The organism is Kitasatospora sp. UYEF31 (assembly GCF_057291755.1).
On record NZ_JBXAWK010000033.1, the window covers coordinates 1 to 17,482 of the forward strand.

At 69.5% G+C, this 17,482-nt stretch carries 16 protein-coding genes and 1 riboswitch; of the genes, 5 read left to right on the forward strand and 11 right to left on the reverse strand.

Annotated elements, in window-relative coordinates; translation table 11 throughout:
* The first annotated feature begins 325 nt into the window (after nt 1-325).
* A complete protein-coding gene (locus AC0Z36_RS17565; protein ID WP_485463855.1) occupies nt 326-1,105 on the forward strand; it encodes an enoyl-CoA hydratase/isomerase family protein in 780 nt (259 codons plus the stop codon).
* Nucleotides 1,106-1,125: 20 nt separating this feature from the next.
* Here the strand turns inward: AC0Z36_RS17565 and AC0Z36_RS17570 are convergent, their stop codons facing one another.
* The 6 genes from AC0Z36_RS17570 to gcvT all read right to left on the reverse strand — a co-directional run bounded on the left by AC0Z36_RS17570 (nt 1,126) and on the right by gcvT (nt 5,348).
* Nucleotides 1,126-1,590, reverse strand: a complete 465-nt coding sequence (locus AC0Z36_RS17570) for a type II toxin-antitoxin system Phd/YefM family antitoxin (RefSeq protein WP_485463856.1) — start codon at nt 1,588-1,590, stop codon at nt 1,126-1,128.
* Between the two features lie 122 nt (nt 1,591-1,712).
* Nucleotides 1,713-2,111, reverse strand: a complete 399-nt coding sequence (locus tag AC0Z36_RS17575) for a type II toxin-antitoxin system death-on-curing family toxin (RefSeq protein ID WP_485463857.1) — start codon at nt 2,109-2,111, stop codon at nt 1,713-1,715.
* Nucleotides 2,093-2,293, reverse strand: a complete 201-nt coding sequence (locus tag AC0Z36_RS17580) for a ribbon-helix-helix protein, CopG family (RefSeq protein ID WP_485463858.1) — start codon at nt 2,291-2,293, stop codon at nt 2,093-2,095. Before AC0Z36_RS17580 ends, AC0Z36_RS17575 begins: the two co-directional genes overlap by 19 nt.
* Before the next feature lie 111 nt (nt 2,294-2,404).
* Complete coding sequence (gene glyA / locus AC0Z36_RS17585; protein WP_485463859.1) at nt 2,405-3,673, reverse strand: serine hydroxymethyltransferase; 1,269 nt, start codon at nt 3,671-3,673, stop codon at nt 2,405-2,407.
* Between the two features lie 116 nt (nt 3,674-3,789).
* Nucleotides 3,790-4,167, reverse strand: coding sequence for a glycine cleavage system protein GcvH (gene gcvH, locus AC0Z36_RS17590; protein ID WP_485463860.1), 378 nt, complete (start codon nt 4,165-4,167; stop codon nt 3,790-3,792).
* A 68-nt stretch (nt 4,168-4,235) separates the two neighbouring features.
* Complete coding sequence (gcvT, locus tag AC0Z36_RS17595) at nt 4,236-5,348, reverse strand: glycine cleavage system aminomethyltransferase GcvT (RefSeq protein WP_485463861.1); 1,113 nt, start codon at nt 5,346-5,348, stop codon at nt 4,236-4,238.
* A gap of 209 nt (nt 5,349-5,557) precedes the next feature.
* Nucleotides 5,558-5,660: riboswitch (glycine riboswitch) on the reverse strand.
* A 481-nt stretch (nt 5,661-6,141) separates the two neighbouring features.
* Between gcvT and AC0Z36_RS17600 the strand changes: the two genes are divergently transcribed.
* Both AC0Z36_RS17600 and AC0Z36_RS17605 read left to right on the forward strand, forming a co-directional pair.
* On the forward strand, nt 6,142-6,759 hold the full coding sequence (locus tag AC0Z36_RS17600) for an AAA family ATPase (RefSeq protein WP_485463862.1): 618 nt from the start codon (nt 6,142-6,144) through the stop codon (nt 6,757-6,759).
* Between the two features lie 39 nt (nt 6,760-6,798).
* Nucleotides 6,799-7,515 (forward strand): enhanced serine sensitivity protein SseB, encoded by a 717-nt coding sequence (locus AC0Z36_RS17605; protein ID WP_485463863.1) that lies wholly within the window; start codon nt 6,799-6,801, stop codon nt 7,513-7,515.
* Between the two features lie 47 nt (nt 7,516-7,562).
* Here the strand turns inward: AC0Z36_RS17605 and AC0Z36_RS17610 are convergent, their stop codons facing one another.
* From AC0Z36_RS17610 to AC0Z36_RS17630, 5 genes are all read right to left on the reverse strand, one after another.
* Entirely contained in the window at nt 7,563-9,638 is a 2,076-nt protein-coding gene (locus AC0Z36_RS17610; protein ID WP_485463864.1) for a flavin monoamine oxidase family protein, read from the reverse strand.
* A gap of 97 nt (nt 9,639-9,735) precedes the next feature.
* Nucleotides 9,736-10,533 carry a bestrophin-like domain gene (locus AC0Z36_RS17615; protein ID WP_485463865.1) on the reverse strand — a complete coding sequence of 266 codons (798 nt, stop codon included), beginning with the start codon at nt 10,531-10,533 and terminating at the stop codon, nt 9,736-9,738.
* Between the two features lie 82 nt (nt 10,534-10,615).
* Nucleotides 10,616-11,443 (reverse strand): hypothetical protein, encoded by an 828-nt coding sequence (locus tag AC0Z36_RS17620; RefSeq protein WP_485463866.1) that lies wholly within the window; start codon nt 11,441-11,443, stop codon nt 10,616-10,618.
* Nucleotides 11,444-11,620: 177 nt separating this feature from the next.
* The gene (locus tag AC0Z36_RS17625; protein WP_485463867.1) at nt 11,621-12,607 is read right to left on the reverse strand and encodes a hypothetical protein; all 987 of its coding nucleotides are present in this window, start codon (nt 12,605-12,607) and stop codon (nt 11,621-11,623) included.
* 220 nt (nt 12,608-12,827) lie between these two features.
* The gene (locus AC0Z36_RS17630; protein WP_485463868.1) at nt 12,828-14,354 is read right to left on the reverse strand and encodes a DUF885 family protein; all 1,527 of its coding nucleotides are present in this window, start codon (nt 14,352-14,354) and stop codon (nt 12,828-12,830) included.
* A 250-nt stretch (nt 14,355-14,604) separates the two neighbouring features.
* Between AC0Z36_RS17630 and AC0Z36_RS17635 the strand changes: the two genes are divergently transcribed.
* Nucleotides 14,605-15,600, forward strand: a complete 996-nt coding sequence (locus AC0Z36_RS17635) for an ABC transporter permease (protein WP_485463869.1) — start codon at nt 14,605-14,607, stop codon at nt 15,598-15,600.
* Between the two features lie 58 nt (nt 15,601-15,658).
* Nucleotides 15,659-17,425, forward strand: coding sequence for an ABC transporter substrate-binding protein (locus tag AC0Z36_RS17640; protein ID WP_485463870.1), 1,767 nt, complete (start codon nt 15,659-15,661; stop codon nt 17,423-17,425).
* The last annotated feature ends 57 nt before the right edge of the window (nt 17,426-17,482 follow it).

Genomic DNA, 17,482 nt, shown 5'->3' on the forward strand with positions numbered 1-17,482 from the left:
CTCACATCCCCGTCGCTTCGCTCCGGGGCTGTTCGGCGCCCGCGCGTCGCCCGGTCAGGCCGCGCCCTCCGGGCGCGCTCGGGACGCTGCGCGCCCTCGCCTCGCGGGGGTGGGGCTCGGGACGCTGCGGGCCTTCGCCTTGCGGGGGTGGGGCTCGGGACGCTGCGGGCCTTCGCCTTGCGGGGGTGGGGCTCGGGGCGCTGCGCGCCCGTTGCTTCGTTAGGGGGTGTCCCACGCCACGGCGGTGGGGCACCCTCCTTCTGTCTTCCGTACGCCGGAACATAAGGTCGGCTTCAGGTCTGTCGCTGAACTGAAGGAGCTGGTCATGGGCGAGTTCGTAAACCTTGAAGTAACCGACGGCATCGGCACCATCCGGCTGGAACGGCCGCCGGTGAACGCGCTGAACGCGCAGGTCCAGGAGGAGATCCGGGCCGCCGCGCACGAGGCCGCAGCCCGCACGGACGTCCGGGCGGTCGTCTTCTACGGCGGCGAGAAGTTCTTCGCGGCCGGTGCGGACATCAAGGAGATGGCCGACATGTCGTACACCGACATGGCCAGCCGGAGCGCGGACCTGCAGTCCTCGCTCACCGCCGTCGCGAGCATCCCCAAGCCGGTCATCGCGGCGATCACCGGCGCGGCGCTGGGCGGCGGCTGTGAGCTGGCGCTGTGCGCCGACTTCCGCGTCGCGGCGGAGAACGCGAAGCTCGGCCAGCCGGAGATCCTGCTCGGTATCATCCCCGGCGCGGGCGGCACCCAGCGGCTGCCCCGGCTGATCGGCCCGGCCAAGGCCAAAGACCTCATCTACTCGGGGCGCATCGTGCGCGCCGACGAGGCGCTGGCCATCGGCCTGGTCGACAAGGTCGCCCCGGCGGGCGACGTGTACAAGGTCGCGCTGGAGTGGGCGGCGACCTTCGTGAACGGCCCCGCGTACGCGTACCGCGCCGCGAAGGAGGCCGTCGACCGGGGACTGGAGACCGACCTGGCCACCGGCCTGGAGATCGAACGCCTGCAGTTCACCGCGCTGTTCGCGACGGAAGACCGTACGGTCGGCATGAAGTCGTTCATCGAGAGCGGCCCTGGCAAGGCCGAGTTCACCGGGCGCTGAGAGCCTCGCGTACGGGGTAGTCAGCTGAAGGGCGGGAAGGCCGACGCCCCGTACGCGATCTGAGGGGTCGCCGGCCCGCTTCCAGTGCGTAGGTCAGGCCGGAGCTGAGGTTTTGATCCCGACTGCTTCGGCTGCCCGGCCAGCCAGGCGCGGAGCGCGGCGGTCCCGGCTTCGGTGTGGGCCAGCTTCACGACCGCGCAACTGTCGAGGTAGATCACATCCGCTCCCCGCGCTGTTCGTTGAGGATGTCGGTGGCGTCGTAGACGCCGGTGTACGGCGCCGGTTCGGGAAGTGGGCCAGTCCTCAGCCGGCACCGCGGCACCTTCCGCCAGCAGACGGGCGAGTATGCCGGTCGGCGGCTGCTCCGGGACCAGCCGGAGGACCGGCCCGCCGTGGTCGGTGACGATGATGGTCTCGCCGGCGCGCGCCCGGGCGACGATGCGTGACGTGTGGTGGGAGAGCTCCCACAGTCCGATGGTCTCCATGGCGCGGTGTTGCCACTTTTTGTCACCACGGAGACGGGTGGATTCACGGTTGCGCGCTGAGGCCGACGCGCATGGAACAGCCCCACACCGGAAACGCGGTGCGGGGCTGTTTTCGTCCGGAGTCAGGACGAATTCGACCACGACTCCAGGACTGCGGCGATCTCAGGGATCTCCAGTTCGCCGATTGCGACACTGAGGACGAACTTACCGACCGTCTCGGTGTCGGGCAGGCCCAGCGGGACTTTGTTCATCCGGTACATGGTGAAGGTCGCGCCCCAGGCGGTGCGCTTGTCGCCGTCGATGAACCCGCGGTTGCGGGCGATCGAACGGAGCAGGGCGGCGGCCTTCTGATGGAAGCTGGGGTAAGCGTCCTGGCCGAACACGGAGATCTGCGGCGAACCGAGTGCGGATTCGAGCATGCCGTAGTCGCGGACCAGTGCTTCGGTCGTACCGACGATCTTCTTGTGGAGATGGAGGAGTTCAGGCAGGTTGAGGTAGTAGATCACTTGTCCTCGAGCCACTTGAAGATGTCCTCGTTCTCCTTGAGGGTCTGCGCTACGGCATCCTCGAAGATCCGTGTGCGTTCGGTGAGGTACACGTGGACGGCCTCCTTGACGATCTCCTGCTTGGAGCGGTTTTCCGCTTTCGCTCGCTCGCTGAGCAGTTTGTCGTCGGTCTCATCGAGTCGCAGAGTCATCGCCATAGATAGACGGTATCGCGTGATACCGATAGATACCAGCTGGTTTCGGCGGGCGATGCGAACGCGGAACGGCCCCGCCGCGATCACTCGCGACGGGGCCGTTCCGGTCAGGTCTTAGAGACCCGGGTACAGCGGGTACTTCTCGGCGAGCTTGACCACACGCGCCTGGAGGGCGGTGCGGACCGTGTCGTCGTAGGACGGCTTCAGGGCCTCGACGAGGATGTCGGCGACCTCCGTGAAGTCCGCCGCCTGGAAGCCGCGGGTGGCCAGCGCGGGGGTGCCGATGCGCAGGCCCGAGGTCTTCATCGGGGGCAGCGGGTCGTTCGGGACCGCGTTGCGGTTGACCGTGATGCCGACCTCGTGCAGGCGGTCCTCGGCCTCGCGGCCGTTGAGGTGGTTCGCCACCAGGTCCACGAGGACCAGGTGCACGTCCGTACCGCCGGACAGGACCTTGATCCCGGCGGTGGTCGCGTCGTCGGCGAGCAGGCGCTCGGCGAGGATCTTCGCGCCTTCGAGCGTACGGACCTGGCGGTCCTTGAACTCGTCGGTCGCGGCGGCCTTGAAGGACACCGCCTTCGCGGCGATCACGTGCTCCAGCGGGCCGCCCTGGAGACCGGGGAAGACCGCCGAGTTGATCTTCTTCATCAGCGCGGGGTCGTTCGACAGGACCGCACCGCCGCGCGGACCGCCGAGGGTCTTGTGCGTGGTGGTGGTCACGACGTGCGCGTGCGGCACCGGCGACGGGTGCAGACCGGCGGCCACCAGGCCGGCGAAGTGCGCCATGTCGACCCACAGGTATGCGCCGATGGAGTCGGCGATCCGGCGGAACTCGGCGAAGTCCAGGTGCCGCGGGTAGGCGGACCAGCCCGCGACGATCATCTTCGGCTGGTGCTCCTTGGCCAGGCGCTCGACCTCGGCCATGTCGACCAGGCCGGACTCGTCGACCTTGTACGACACGAAGTTGTACTCACGGCCGGAGAAGTTCAGCTTCATGCCGTGCGTCAGGTGGCCGCCGTTGGCCAGGTCGAGACCGAGGATGGTGTCCCCGTGCTCCACCAGCGCGAAGTAGACCGCGGCGTTGGCCTGCGCGCCCGAGTGCGGCTGCACGTTGGCGGCTGCGGCGCCGAACAGCTCCTTGAGCCGGTCGATCGCCAGCGTCTCGACGACGTCGACGAACTCGCAGCCGCCGTAGTAGCGGCGGCCCGGGTAGCCCTCCGCGTACTTGTTGGTCAGCACCGAACCCTGTGCCTCAAGAACCGCCACGGGGGCGAAGTTCTCGGAGGCGATCATCTCCAGGGTGTTCTGCTGGCGGCGCAGTTCCTGGTTGACGGCGGCGTTGACCTCAGGGTCGAACTCGGCCAGTGACTGGTCCAGGATCGTCACGGAGCAGCTCCTCTACGGTGTCTACCCGGGGGATAACCCCCGGACCCCCAGCCGAAAACCCGGTGGCCCGGCTGGAAATGGCGGTCTTCACGCGTTGAAACGCAGCAAAGGGTGGGTCAGGCGCCGGCGAAAGCGGCGTACTCATCGGCGGTGAGGAGGTCCGCGGGCTCGCCGTCGACCTTCACTTTGAACAGCCAGCCGCCCTCGAAGGCCGCCGAGTTGACCAGGGCCGGGTCCTCCACGACGGCGTCGTTGACCGCGACGACCTCACCGGTGACCGGGGAGTAGATGTCGCTGACCGACTTCGTCGACTCCAGTTCACCGCAGGTCTCGCCCGCGGTGACGGCCTGGCCGACCTCGGGGAGCTGCACGAAGACCACGTCACCGAGCGCCTCGGCGGCGTGGGCGGTGATGCCGACAGTGGACACACCGTCCTGTGCCGCGGAGAGCCACTCGTGCTCCTTGGTGTAGCTCAGCTGCTGGGGGTTGCTCATGACTGGGATTCTCCCGGATCGAAAGGGGTGCTTGTGTACGGGGTTCAGATGCCGGACGCGGGTGTGCGTCAGGCGCGCTTGTAGAACGGCAGCGCCACAACCTCGGCCGGCTCGGCCTTGCCGCGGATGTCGATCGCCAGCCGCGTGCCGGGTTCGGCCCGGTCCAGCGGCACGTACGCCATCGCGATGGGGTGGCCCAGCGTCGGCGACGGAGCACCGGAGGTGACCTCGCCGATCTTCTCGCCGGTGCCGGGGTCGACCACCGGGAAGCCGTGCCGCGGGATGCGCCGACCGGCCGGCTTCAGCCCGACCAGGGTGCTGCGGGGGCCCTCTTCAGCGCGGGCGGCCAGCGCCGCGCGGCCGATGAAGTCCTCCTCCTTGTCGAGGCGGACGACCCGGCCCAGGTTGGCCTCGTACGGCGTCAGGCCGGTGGACAGTTCGTTCCCGTACAGCGGCATCCCCGCCTCCAGGCGCAGGGTGTCGCGGCAGGACAGGCCGCACGGGATCAGGCCGAGCCCGGCACCCGCCTCCTCCAGGGAGGTCCACAGCGAGACCGCGGCGTCCGGCGTGACGAACAACTCGAAGCCGTCCTCGCCGGTGTAGCCGGTGCGGGCCAGGAACACCTCGTGGCCGGCGACCTTCGCCCGGTCGATCGCGTAGTACTTCACCGCGTCGAGGTCCAGGTCGGTGAGCCCGCGCAGGATCTTCACCGCGTTCGGGCCCTGGACAGCGAGTAGCGCGTACGACTCGGACTCGTCGGTGACGGTCACGTCGAAGCCCGCGGCCCGGGTGATCAGCTCACGGGCGACGACCGCCGCGTTGGACGCGTTCGCGACCACCAGGAACTCGGTCTCGGCGAGCCGGTAGACGATCAGGTCGTCCAGGATTCCGCCGTTGACGTCACAGATCATCGAGTAGCGGGCGCGGTCCACGCCGATCTTCGAGATGAAGCCGACCAGCGCGTGGTCGAGGGCGCGGGCGGCTTCCGGACCGCGCAGGGTGATCTCACCCATATGGGTGAGGTCGAACAGACCGGCGGCTTCGCGTACGGCGTTGTGCTCGGCGCTCTCGCTGCCGTACCGCAGCGGCATCCTCCAGCCCGCGAAGTCGGTCATGGTGGCGCCGCGCGCGTCATGGACGGCGTCCAGCGGCGTGCGGCGTTCAACGGGGACGGTGCTCATGGGCGTGGATCTCCTCACGGAGCAGCGGAGCAGGTGCGGACACAAGGCAGGCCCGGCCGCACCAACACGGTCGATGCCCTCCCCCTCTGTCATGGACCTGAGAGCTTCACCAACGCTGCCATGGGCAGACGCGGCTTGCACCGTGGGTGAGACCGGACTCCTGCGCACAGCGGCGCACGGAAGGGCTCCGGCCTGCTTTCCAGAGATGCCTCACCCGGGCGGTACAGGGGGCCTGAGAGTTTCCGGGGAGGATTTGCTCCTTCGGCGACCACCTCGGAAACATCTCCGAAGGGTCTCTCCCGCGCGGGGTCGACGGCCAATATGCGGTTGTTGGGCGAATGCTACTCAGATCCGCGGCGGTGTCCGGCATCAGCCCGAAGTGGAGCTTGCGGAGCGTAGGGCAGATGTAAGAGGACACCGCTTGGGACAGCACAGATCCGCGGCGGTGTCCGGCATCAGCCCGAAGTGGAGCTTGCGGAGCGTAGGGCAGATGTAAGAGGACACTGCTTGGCACAGCACAGATCTGCTGCGGTGTCCGGCATCAGCCCGAAGTGGAGCTTGCGGAGCGTAGGGCAGATGTAAGAGGACACTGCTTGGCACAGCACAGTATCGGTCCACCACCGTTGTCGTACGGGGAGTGGGTATTCGAGGGAAGACCGGCAGTTGTGGGGGCCCCGCACGGTGCAGGATGGCCGCAATGAAGGAGAGGGCCATGTCGAGTCCGGTGGGGGACTGCGCTGTTGGGGACCGGGTCGCACCGGTGGTTCCATCCGGGGAGCCCCAGGTGGTGCGCGTGCCCGCGCCGCGTAGGCACCGGAAGTCGGTGTTGCGCCCGTCCGGCGTCCACGACCTGCGGCGGCGTACCTGTCGCGCACTCGTCTATCCGCGGGGTTCGGTCGTCCTGGTCACCGGGCTGCCCGGGGCCGGCAAGAGCACGCTGCTCGACCGCGCGGTGCGCCCCGGGCCCGCACTGCTCGACGCGGAACGGCTGAGCTTCGTCTGGCGGACCCGCCTCGGCCCGCTGCCGTACGGCCTGTACCGGCCGCTGGTCCGGGTCCAGCACTACGTCAGGGTGGTCGCCGCGGTGTGCGGCGACGGGCCGGTGGTGCTGCACGACAGTGGGCGCAACGCGTGGCTGCGCCTGGTTGTCGCGTGGGCCGCCCGGGCCCGTGGCAAAAGCTTTCACCTCCTTCTCCTTGAGGTCACCGGGGAGCAGGCGCTGGACGGTCAGCGGAAGCGGCGGCGGGGGGTCACGGCCCCGGTGTTCGACCGGCACGTGCAGACCTGGAACCGACTGCGGGCGGACATCGGTGGAGGCGTCACCGGGGCCGCGTCGTGTGTGCTCCTGGACCGGGGCGCGGCGTCCAGGATCGGGCGGATCTCATTCGCTGAAACCCACGGTTTAGAGTGACCCGGACCCGCCGGCCCGTACTTCCGAGGAGCTCCGCCCATGGTCTTCCCGACCAACACCGTCGAGTACGCACTCCTCGCGGCGGCGCGGGACCCCGGCCGCACCGGTGAGTTGATCGAGGCACTGGGTGACGGGCAGGTGTGGGTGCCGCTGCCGGCCGGGGGCGGTCCGGACAGCCGGGACCTGACCCTGCCGACCACCGAGATCGACGGGGGCGTGTACGTCCCGGTCTTCACCTCGGAGGAACAGCTGTTCATGATCGCCGGGCAGATGTCCTACACGGTCGCCCCGGTGCGGGAGTTCGCCCGGGGCCTGCCGCCTGAGGTCGGGATCGCGGTCAATCCGGGCGGTGAGATCGGCATCCCGATCCCCGCCGCGGGGGTCCTGGAACTCGCGAAGATTCCCAACGCCGGGGCGATGGGCGCCCGCGTACGGCTGCGCGAACCCGAGCCGCACGAGGAGTCTGTGGCGCTGCTGCGGGCGGCCGTCGAGGAGTTCGCCGCGACCCCTGTGGTGCTCAGCGCGCGCCGCGCGCTCGGCACGGTCGAGACCGACACCCCCGCGCTGTTCCTGGGCATCGAACTGGACCGCTGGGAGGAGCAGGACCGGGCCGCCGCGATGCACGCCCTGGAGCGGGCGCTCAGCCGCGGCGGCTGCCAGTGGCCGGTGACGATGGTGCTGCTCGACGTGGCCCAGGACCCGGTGGGGGACTGGATGCTGGGCTACGTCGCGCCGTTCTACACGCGGAATTTCTGAACCGGGTCCGGAATCAGGTTCCGGACAGGAGTTGAGGCAGCCGGGCCCTACTTCGCGGTGTGCACCTCAAGGGCCGCGCGCACCGCTGACTCCAGCGCGCCCTCGATCCACGCGGACTTCAGCGACGTGTGGTCCCCGGCGAAGTGCAGCGGGCCCTCCGGGGTGGCCATCGCCGGGAACAACCGGACCACCTGACCCGGCGTGAACACCGCGGCCTCCCCGCACGCGTAGCGGTTGCGCACCCAGCTCTGGGTCGCGCCGTGGCCGGTGTAGAACGCCTCGACGCGCTCCCCGTAGACCTCCTGAAGGCCGTTCATGGCGTACGCGTACCGGTCGTCGTCGTCCAGACTGTCCCAGCGCACGGCGTCGTCCGCCCAGGTGTAGGCGGCCAGTACGATGCCGCCCTTGCTGCCAGGGACCGGGTGCGACGGGTTGTACATGAACCGGTTGGCGTGGTCGGTGACCGAGCCGCCGCCGAAGGTGTGGTTCGCCTCCTGCTTGCCGTACTTCGCGTACAGGCCCGGCTTGACCGCGTTCAGCTCGCGCTTCCAGTCCTCCTCGGTGAACTCCCACCAGCGGCGCGAGAATTCGAGCAGCACCTTGGTCGCCGCGTCGTAGTGGACCTCGATGACCGCGCGGCGCTTGCGGTAGGACATCGCAGGCTGTGTCTGCACGTGCCGCAGCGCGGAGATCGGCACGGTGACGATGGCGATGTCGGCGGTGAACTCCTCGCCGGGCGGCGTCGGCCGGCCCGCGTGGGAGTCGTTGCCGCCCTCCTCGCTGACCGCGTACGCCCATACCCGCGCGCCACCACCCTTGAGGTGCGCGGTGTCGCCGAGCTTCGGATCGTGGAACTCGAGCCGGGTGACCCGGCGGTTCTGCCGGATCTCCCCCTTCATGTTCTCGTAGAGCGCGTACGGGAGTTCAGCCGTGCCGCCGGCCAGCTCCCAGTAGGTCGCCTTCGGGTTGATGTCCGTGTGGCTGAGGAAGCTGTGCAGGAACGCGAGCGGCAGCCGGCTGGTGAGGTTCTCGACGGTCCCCATCGCCTCGATCAGCGCCGGTTCCAGGCCGACGTGGTCGGCCAGGTAGGTGAACAGGGACATGTCGTCGTACTCGTCGATCAGGTGCGCCCAGCCCTCGATGAGCTGCGGCAGCGGGAGCGGCACCCGGCTGCCGTCGGGCAGCTTCCGGGTGATCTTGTCGTAGGCGGGCGTGAGGGCGTCGGCGTACGCCTGAGCCATCGTCATGCCCAGGTGCTTCGCCGGGACGCCGAAGGAGGCGTTGACCGCCGCCGGGTTCTTCGCGTAGTCGGCGCGCCGGACGCGCATTCCGTTGACCGAGATCCAGGTGTGGGCTGCCCTGTCCGGTGCGATGTAACCGCTGTTCTCCGGGCCGCGCTTCCAGACTTCGCCGCCGTACGAGCGGTAGACCACAGCGGGTGCCTGGGCATCCGGCTTGCCGGTGCCGGGGACTGTGTCGACCAGGTAGAACGGCTGGCGCTTGATCTTGAGCTTGTCGGCCAGGGCGAGGACCAGCGGGTGGAAGTCCGGCAGCCGCATCGCGCCGGCTTCGGCGTACTGCTTCGGGTCCTGGAACGGGCTTGCGGAGTCCTGGCCGCCGGGCTTGGCGCGGAAGGTCTTGACCCGGCCGCCGATCCGGTTGGCGTTGGCCTCCAGGATGGTGACCTTGTGTCCGGCCTGCTTGAGCAGTTGGCCGGCGACCAGGCCAGCCATCCCGGCGCCGATGATCAGGACCTTCTTCGGCTTGGCCGCCGTACGGGGAAGACCGCTGTCGATCAGGATCTTGAGGTAGTCGAGCTTGAGGTCGCGCCCGTCCTTGTCGACCAGGAGGAGACTGCGGGCCACGTCCAGGCAGGTCTGCCAGCGGTCGGGGTCGACGCTAGGGGCAACCGGGCCCGTCGGGGCTTGTGGGAGTGCCTGGCCGGGGCTCGACAGCCCGGCGGCGTACGCGCCGTCGACGGCCAGCAGGGGCGCGGCGGCGGCCACGGCGCCGGTGGCCGCCGCGGTGGTGAGGAAGGCCCGCCGGGAGGCACCGGGGACGTCGTCCCGGAGATCGTCGGAGGGCAGGTGCTCGCTGGGGGAATCAGCGCGGTTGATCGACATGTGATCACGATCAATCGGGGCGGCCAGATGGCCGGACCACCACAGCGGACGGTCCTGCACGTTCACCCAGCCGGGCGTACGGACGACACCCCCATCGTCAAGTTGTCCCGGAAAGGTTCAGCTGGCTGTACCGCTGCAGCACCGCGCGGAAGGCGTCCGGGTCCACGGTCAGCGGCGGGGTGAACGGGTCGCGCATCATCAGCACGAGGTACATGCCCATGGCGATGATCGCCCCGGCGCAGCCGAGGACGGCGATGTTGCGCGCGTTCGCGGTCATCCCGACCAGTGGCGGATACGCCAGCACCAGGAGCCCGGCGGTCACCATGATCTTGGTCAGCAACGGCGGCGGTGTGGAGTCCAGGTCTGCGATCCGGGCGTAGCGCTTGAGGTAGACCTCGTCCAGCGCTCTGCGGGTGTCGTCGAGGGCGGCGCGCACCGGCGCGGGCATGTGGGTGGGGTCGGTCAGCGCCCGGTTGTTGACCTGCACGAGGTCCTCGCGGATCTGGTCGAGCCGCTCCCACGCCAGGGCGGACGCGCGGTGCCTGGCCATGTCGTCCCACTCGGCGTCGATCACGGTGTGGGTGTACTTGACCAGGCCGGTACGGATCGCGTCCCGGTCGGCGGTCTCCAGACCGCCGGACCGCTGGTAGGCCTTGGCCAACTCCCTTGACTCGTCGTGCGAATGCGCGCGCAGTGTCGCCTGCATCTGCCAGGAGCCGACGATCAGGAAGCCCGTCACGAGCATGAACGCGGACAGCAGCACGCTGCCGGCGAAGCCGAGCGCCTGGCCGTTGAAGTCGCCGGAACGACTGCGTGCGGTACGGCCGATGAAGGCCGCCAGGGTTGCCGCGGTGGCGGCGCCGGCGGCAGCGCAGAGCAGCCAGGGGATCAGCAAGATGGGCTCCGTAAGTGCGGGTGGATCCGTCGTGCGGTGATGGTTTTCAACTGGCCGCCGGCTGGCCGGGGCGCAGTACGGGTCAGGACCGTTTACTCGGGGACGACTGGTGGGTGGTGGCGACCAGGACGGCGGGCAGCATGATCACGATCAGCGCCATCGTCAGGTAGTCCCACGGACTGGGCCCCAGGTCGCGGGGCAGCGGATCATCGTCGGGGCCGGTGGGTGCGGCGAGTCCGGCGACCTGTGCGGGGACAGGCGCCGGGGGCTGGACGGTGGTGGGAGGCGCGGCCTCGGCAGGGCTGACGGCGGGTGTCTGGAACGCGCCGCCGGGCCGGGTGGCGAACTTGTCGGCCGGGGCCGGGGCAGGCGCCCGGGCCGGCGCGGGGGCCGGGACGGCGGTCAGCGGTCGCACGGCGGCCCGGGGCCGGGGCAGCGGTGCCGCGGCCACCGGCTTGGGTTTCTCCACCTCGGGCAGCCCGTCGTAGCCGATCCACACCACCGTCTTCGCGTCCATCCCGTACGGCCGCGCCTGCGCGGTGACGGTGACCAGGTCGTGGTGCCGGCCCGGGCTGGGAGGGAAGGTGGCGACGCAGACGGAGGTGCCCTGCCCGGGGACCCCCGCCGGACAGTCGACCGCACCTGCCGGGGTCTGCGGGTCGTTGACGGACAGTCGCGCGACGGGGTATTCAGCCGGGTTCGTGATGCGGTACGTACGCTTGACCGTTTCCTCGGCGGGGATTTGGACAGCCGGATCACTGCTGCCGTTTGTGGTCACCTCGACCTTGAGAATGTCCTGCCCGCCGCCGTCCCGGGGTGCGGCGGAGGCGGCGACCGGCGCGCTGCCGGTGACGACCAGAAGGCAGGCGGCGGCGCGCAGCAGGATCGGAGTCAGGCGCCGCGGAAGCATGAACTCAATACTTGGGGAGAACGGCGGGATATCGTCTGATTTGGCTCCGGCGGGCCGCCGGGTTCACCCGTTCGGCTGGTCGACCGACGGGGGGCTCAAATCCGTACGCCTTGATTTCCCTCCGTGGTGGCACCGTCGGGCGCACCCGTCCGGATTATCGGGCCCGCCTTGATGCGATTAATTCGTCCGGCCCCGCCAGGAGCGGCCGCTGACAGCCAGGGCCACGGGCACCGCGAGTGCCAGGAGACCGAACAGCAGGTAGTCGTGGACCGGCAGTCCGTTGTCGTCCGCGACGTCGCCGCGCAGCGCGCTCTTACGCACCGGACCGGAGCCTTGGTAGTCGGCCGTGATGTCGGCGGTCACCTGCCGGGGCGGCAGTTGTGCGCCGTGCGCGTCCACCGCGTGGTCGTCGACCGTTCCGTACGCTCTGGACACTCCGTGCTGGACCCCGGCCCTGGCTGGGAACCGGACGCTCAGGTCGAGGGACTGGCCGGGTTCCAGGACCACCGGCAACGGACGGGCGGACGTGGGCGCGATCCCCCTGCTCGCGGGATCCGCCGGGTCGGCGGCCAGCAGGGTGTCGGTGACCCCGGTGACCGACACGGGCGCACTGCCGGTCACGGTCACCCGGTAGGTGGCGGTGAGCGGTGTGCCCGGCGGTACGGACTCCGGGGCCGCGTCCGTCGTCCAGGTCCGCTTGATCATCAGACCGCCGGACATCCCCTCGTAGCCGGTGCCGACCGCCGTCACCGGATCGGCCCCGCGCCGTCCGGCACTGCCCGTGACGGTCACCGTGCCCGGCTGCGGGCCGGCGTCGGCCGGGAAGTCCACCAGGCAGCTGACACTGCCGAGGCCGGGGACCTTGTCGGGGCACTGCACCGGACGGCCCGCGGTCTGCGGGTCCTGGACGGTCAGTGCGCTGACGGGGTATTCCGCCCGGTTGGTGACCCGGTACGTCCGCCGGATCTGTTCGCCGGTCCTGACCCGGACTTTCGAGCCGTCGTGGCCGTCCGTGCCGACGGTCACCTGGAGGGCGTCCCGGCCGCTGTCGCCGCGGGGCGGGGCGGCCGCGCCGTCCGCGAGCGCCGGGGCCAGGACGGCGGGAAGGGCCAGCAGGAGCGCGGTGCCGACGCGGGGTGCCCATGACCGAGACCGAAGGAACATAACTGCAGTATTGGTATTAATTACGGTAAACAGCCGAACCGGGCGCCGGGGCGCGGGAGCGTCACCCGTGCGGCGCAGGAAAGGGGCCCCGGGCTGCGGAGCGCGGAGCTTTCCGGGGCCCCGGGCTGCGGAGCGCGGAGCTTTCCGGGGCCCCGGGCCGCGGAGCACGGAGCTGTCGGAAGGGGCCCCGGGCCGCGGAGCACGGAGCCCCGTCCCTGGCTCAGCCGCGCTCGACCGCCGTGCCCACCAAGCCCAGCGGCGGGCAGCCCAGGTCCATCAGCGCGGCGTGGAACCGCTGCGTCGACCAGCTGGAACCCCACTCCCGTTTGGCCTGCTCCCGCAGGTCACGCAGGGCGAGCTTGCCCCAGGTGTACCGCCCGTACGTCGGGTCGAACGTGCCGCGCCGCGCCTCTGAGGCCGCGCCCGCCCGTTCCATCAGCGCGTCGGCCATGAACCGCCGGGTCGCCTCCGCGACGTCCATCGCCCCGGTGTGCAGCCCGATCGCACAGGCGAGCCGGGTCACCCTGATCAGCGCCTCCAGGCACACGCCGACCGCGAACCGCGGGTCGGCGGCCCGGAAACCCTCCTCCACGCAGACCTCCTCGACGTGGTGCGCCCAGCCTTCGGCGAACGTCATCGAATGGAGGATCCGGCGTACGGGGGTGGGGGCCCGGCGCAGCGAGCGGCTGTGCGCGAAGTGTCCGGGGGCGACCTCGTGCACGGTGATCGCCGGGAGCGTGGTGCGGCTGAAAACCGTCAGCCACTCCTCGGCCTCCGCGGGCGTCAGGTCGGGTCCGGGCGGGGTGACCCAGTACCAGGACGGGGCGTCCGGCTCCTGCGGGGCGGACCAGGCCATCATCGCGGCGGACCAGGCCATCGACCCGGGGGCCGGGCCCACGAGGCATTCGCCGTCGAGGTGCGGGGAGAGTTTCTTCGTACGGGAGAACTCGATGGCTTCGGCGGTCTGCCGGCGGGCTTCCGCCAGGACCCCGTCCGCGTCCGGGTGGTCGGCGAGGAGCTCGGGCACCAGTTCGGCGGGGGAGCGCGACGGGTCCACCGCGCGGCAGGAGTCGGCCAGCAGGTCGCGGAGGCGGTCCCGTTCGGCGTCGGTGGCCAGGGCGAGCTTCCCGAGGTCGACCTCCAGGGCCTCCGGCACGCCCATCAGCCGGGCCAGCCCGGTGGCGCCCAGGGACGCGTCGGGGTCGCCGTGCTCCGCGGCGTGTTCGAGGTGGGACACCAGCCGGGCTAGGGCGGCCAGGGCGCGGTTCCCGGTCTCCCCGTCTGCGGCGAGCACTGCGGCGGCCTGCCCGCGGGCCGCTTCCAGGAGGGCCTGCGCGGTCGGGGCGTTGACCCGGTCCAGGGTGGAGACCGCGATGTCCACGGCCTCGGGCCACTGCTCAAGCTGCCGGTGCCGGGCTTTCATCCGGTCGGCCTCGGGCGCGTACTCCCGTATGTAGGGCGACAGTTCGAGGTTTCCCAGGTGGCGCAGCGGGTCGCTCCGGTGCAGTTCGAGTTCTCCGTACTCGACAGTCAGGGAATCCTCGAAGGCCGTGAGGTGCCGCTCGTCGTGCGGGTCCGCAAGGGGTTCCGTTGATTCCCGGGCGGCACGCAACCGGGCCAGGCCGGAGCGCACGCCTCCAGCGGACAGGTCCTGGATCCGGCCGTCGTACTCGTGGAGTCCGGCGCTCTCCCGGACCTGTGCCACGGACAGATCGCACACGGCGCGCAGCCGGTTGTTGAGAGTCATGCCCACGAAGCTAACCGACCGGCCAACCGGACGCACGGGAAAAACCGGCCCGCGCGGGGGCGTTGCGCATCGCTGCCATGACATCCCAATCACAGTTCCGCAAAGACATGTCTGGACCTCTGGTGGTGGCGCCTATGAGCCATGAACAGTCACCTGTGCGGAATCAGGGGCATCACCCGTCGATTCCGCGCTCTCGTACGTTCACGGCGCTACCTGTCCATGCCCGACCGGCAAGCAGGAGGTCCCCGGAATGACGACTCCGATCGAGACGACCGGTGCGCAGCTGAAGGCTGAACCAGAGGCCGTCGCTGAGGTGTCGGGCGCCCGGATCGAAGGCCGGTCACTCGGCCGGATCGCCTGGACTCGCCTCAAGCGCGACAAAGTCGCCCTGGGCGGTGGGGTGTTCATCGTCCTGATGGTGCTTGTCGCGGTGTTCGCACCGCTGATCACCTCAGTCGTCGGCGGTCCGCCGAACGACTACCACCAGGAGCTCATCGACCCGATCCTGACGTCTCCGGCCAAGGCGTACGGCGGGGTCAGCCTCGACCACCCGTTCGGCGTCGAGCCGGTCAACGGCCGGGACATCTTCTCCCGCATCTGTTACGGCGCGCGGATCTCCCTGCTGATCGCGTTCGCCGCCACGATCCTGTCGGTGACCATCGGCACCACGCTCGGCATGGCCGCCGGCTACTTCGGCGGCTGGGTGGACTCCGTCATCTCCCGGCTCATGGACATGTTTCTGGCGTTCCCGCTGCTGCTCTTCGCGATCGCCCTGGGCAGCGTGCTCCAGGGCGAGGCGTTCGGGATGCGCGGGGACACGCTCAAAGTCGTTCTGTTGATCTTCATCATCGGATTCTTCAACTGGCCCTACATCGCCCGGATCGTCCGCGGCCAGACGCTGTCGCTGCGCGAACGGGAATTCGTCGACGCGGCCCGCAGCCTGGGCGCCCCCAGCTCGCACATCATCTTCCGCGAGCTGCTGCCCAACCTGGTCGCGCCGATCCTCGTCTACTCCACCCTGCTGATCCCCACCAACATCCTGTTCGAGGCCGCGCTGTCGTTCCTCGGGGTGGGTGTCCAGCCGCCGACCGCGACGTGGGGCGGCATGCTGTCGCAGGCCATCGCCCGGTACCGGGACGACCCGATGTTCCTCATCGTCCCCGGCACCGTGATCTTCCTGACCGTACTGGCGTTCAACCTCCTCGGTGACGGGCTGAGGGACGCGCTCGATCCACGCACTCGCTGACGTTCACGCACTCGTTGACATCCGTTCTCCCGTTGACATCGGTTTTGAGGAGCGTTCGATGCGAATTCGGATCCGAATACTGGCACGAAGGCGGACACAGGCGCTGGTCGCGCTCGGTGCCGCCGCGGCGCTGGGCATGACCGCGTGCGGGGGTGACAGCGGGAAGAAGACGTACAAGCCCGACGACCGCGGGCTGACCCAGGTGGTCAACCCGTCCGACCAGCGGGGCGGGACGCTCAAGCTGGTCAACTCCGACAAGACCGACTCGCTCGACCCCGGCGACACTTACTACGGCTACTCGTGGAACTACGACCGGCTCCTGTTCCGGGCGCTCACCACGTTCAAGCCGGTCCCGGGCACCGCCTCCAACGAAGTCGTGGCCGACCTCGCGGAGGACATCGGCAAGAGCGACGACGGCGGCCGGACCTGGAAGTTCAAACTCCGCCCCGGCATCAAGTTCGAGGACGGCTCGCCCGTCACCTCCAAGGACGTGAAGTACGCGGTCGAGCGGACCTTCGACCAGAGTGTGCTGTCCCAGGGACCGGCCTACTTCAAGACCCTCCTCGACCCGAAGTACCCCGGCCCGTACAAGGACCCGGCGCCCGACAAGCTGGGCCTCACCGCGATCGAGACGCCGGACGACCTGTCGATCATCTTCAAACTCAACCAGCCGTTCGCCGACTTCAACCACCTGGCGACGCTGCCGCAGACCGCACCGGTCCCGCAGAAGAAGGACACCGGCAAGGAGTACATCAAGCACCCGGTCGCCACCGGCCCGTACATGGTCGAAGGCAACTACGAGCCCGGTAAGCAGATGAACCTGGTCCGCAACCCCGCGTGGGACCCGAAGAGCGACCCGATCCGCAAGGCACTGCCCGACCGGATCGAACTCCTGGAGAAGCAGGAACCGAACGACATCGACAACCGGATCCTCGCCGGCACAGCCGACTTCGACATCGAAGGCCTCGGCCTCCAGGCACAGGCGCAGTCCCGGGTCCTGCAGGACAAGAAGCTCGCCGCCAACACCGACAACCCGGTCGCCGGCTCGCTGGCGTACATCGCGATCGCCACCACGGTCCCGCCGTTCGACAACGTGCACTGCCGGCGCGCCGTGCAGTACGCGATCGACAAGTCCGCGATGCAGCTCGCCTGGGGCGGCCCGACCGGCGGCGCCATCGCCACCAACGCGATGCCGCCGATCTTCCCGTCCTCCAAGGCCTCAGACCCCTACCCGCAGGCCAAGGGGAACAAGGGCGACGTCGCAAAGGCCAAGGACGAACTGAAGCAGTGCGGGCAGGAGAAGGGCTTCTCCACCAAGCTGACGGCCCGGAACAACCGGCCCAAGGAGGTCGCCGCCGCGACCGCCCTGCAGCAGGCGCTGAAGAAGATCAACGTCAACGTCGAGATCCAGCAGTTCCCCTCCGGTGACTACTTCGGCCAGTTCGCCGGCGTGCCGGACTGGGTCCACCAGAACAAGGTCGGCCTGATGATGATGCGCTGGGGCCCGGACTTCCCGACCCAGTACGGATTCTTCCAGCAGATCGTCGACGGCCGCGCGATCAAGCCGTCCGGCGGCACGAACCTGCCGGAGCTGAACGACCCCGAGATCAACAAGCTGATCGACACCGCGAGTTCGACGCTCGACCCGGTGCAGCAGGCGCAGTACTGGGTGCAGATCGACCAGAAGGTCATGGACAGCGCCGTCATGGTGCCGTTCATCTGGGAGAAGCAACTGCTCTACCGCGGGCCCCAGTTGACCAACGTGTTCACCACACCCGCCTACACGGGCCAGTTCGACTACTCCCAGATCGGCGTCAAACGCTGATTCCGTACGCAACGAAGAGCTGAGGTTCGGGAGGGGCCGCGAAACGACCCCTCCCGC